1 protein-coding gene and 1 pseudogene are annotated in these 398 nt (G+C 53.8%); both read left to right on the top strand.

Translation table 11 applies throughout. The features are described 5' to 3' along the window. Positions 1 to 169: pseudogene (locus V6943_RS20225) on the top strand (glycosyltransferase family 2 protein); the annotation flags it as partial. A gap of 130 nt (positions 170 to 299) precedes the next feature. Next, positions 300 to 398: transposase (locus tag V6943_RS20575; RefSeq protein ID WP_445324164.1), on the top strand; the 99-nt coding region annotated here is incomplete at its 3' end.

The following is a 398-nucleotide window of genomic DNA, read 5'->3' as shown; positions in this document are numbered from 1 at the left end:
CAACCGCGCTGCCACACGATTCAACAAGCGCTTCTATGGTTCGATGTTCGCGGTGGTTTCCGCGTTTCTTCTTTCGGCCGTTACGACGATCAAGGAATACAGGAACCCCACCCTCGCCTGGTCGGGTATCAAGGGCGCCTTCAAGGGAGTAGCAATGAGTGTCAAGTGATACTAATGCGTTCGGAATAGACTTCTATTCGTAAGCGTCCAGCCAAGTCACCTTCCGAACTCCAGCATTAAGGGCGATGGTGTCCGCGTATTTTTAAGCGGACGCGTTCGTCCTTAACGTTAGGATTTCCATGCGCCAACGAAGCTCTTACCCCAAACCGTTCAAGGTCCAGGTCGTTCAGGAATGCCTACAACCGGGTGCGACCGTCTCCAGCGTTGCCATCCGCCAT

The organism is Pseudomonas sp. CBC3 (assembly GCF_037967085.1).
In the GTDB taxonomy this organism is placed as follows: Bacteria; Pseudomonadota; Gammaproteobacteria; order Pseudomonadales; family Pseudomonadaceae; genus Stutzerimonas.
The sequence above is the reverse complement of the archived record's forward strand: the minus strand, read 5'-3'. Positions and strand labels throughout refer to the sequence as shown.